Below are 621 nucleotides of genomic sequence, written 5' to 3'. Positions count from 1 at the left end.
CGGCTATCCGAACCGGTCAGCGAGCTTCGTCAGCTTGGTGACGTACGCCGGCCAGTCATAGTCGTGGGGGATGTTGCTGTTCTCCCGCCGCAGGCCGATCGCGCTGTCGTGCTGCTCGCGCATGATGTCGGCGTGACCGGCGTGACGGGCGAGGTCGCAGGTCACATGGATCATGATCCTGTGCAGCGTCACGTCCTGTTTGCCTGGCCGCCACCACGGCACCTGCCCCGGCGCGTCGAGCGGTAGCTGTTCGATCGTCTGGTCCGCGAACAGCCCGACACGGCGATACAGGTCGATCAGCCCGTCCTTCGTCTCGTCCTCCCGCGCGTACCAGTCTGCCTGCGGGTCCTCCTCGAACGCCTGCATGGGGACCAGGTCCTCAGGCGTCGGGAACTCACGCCCGAAGGTGGGCCCGAAGTAGCCGGCTTCGACGTTGAGGCAGTGCTTGAGCACTCCCAGCAGGTTGTTGCCGGTCGCGGTGCGGGGCAGTCTGGCCTCGCGTTCGCTCAGCCCGTCGAGCTTCCAGATCAGGTCATCGCGAGTCGCCTGGAGGTAGTGGTGCAGCGCAGCCTTCGGGTCGCCAAGATCAGCCATGCCTTCCAGTCTTCCTTATGAGCCTGA

Annotated in this window: 1 protein-coding gene; it reads right to left on the bottom strand. The window is 65.5% G+C overall.

Annotated elements, in window-relative coordinates; genetic code table 11:
• Positions 1–3: 3 nt before the first annotated feature.
• A complete protein-coding gene (locus tag ACTMTB_RS30875; RefSeq protein ID WP_441149647.1) occupies positions 4–594 on the bottom strand; it encodes a DinB family protein in 591 nt (196 codons plus the stop codon).
• Between the last annotated feature and the right edge of the window lie 27 nt (positions 595–621).

The organism is Micromonospora sp. L32 (genome assembly GCF_052068055.1).
Classification (GTDB): domain Bacteria; phylum Actinomycetota; class Actinomycetes; order Mycobacteriales; family Micromonosporaceae; genus Micromonospora; species Micromonospora purpureochromogenes.
This window is presented reverse-complemented; position numbering and strand designations above follow the sequence as displayed.

Excerpts from the sequence above, each read along its gene's own strand:
- ACTMTB_RS30875 (WP_441149647.1), bottom strand. The coding sequence starts at position 594 with ATGGCTGATCTTGGCGACCCGAAGGCTGCGCTGCACCACTACCTCCAG.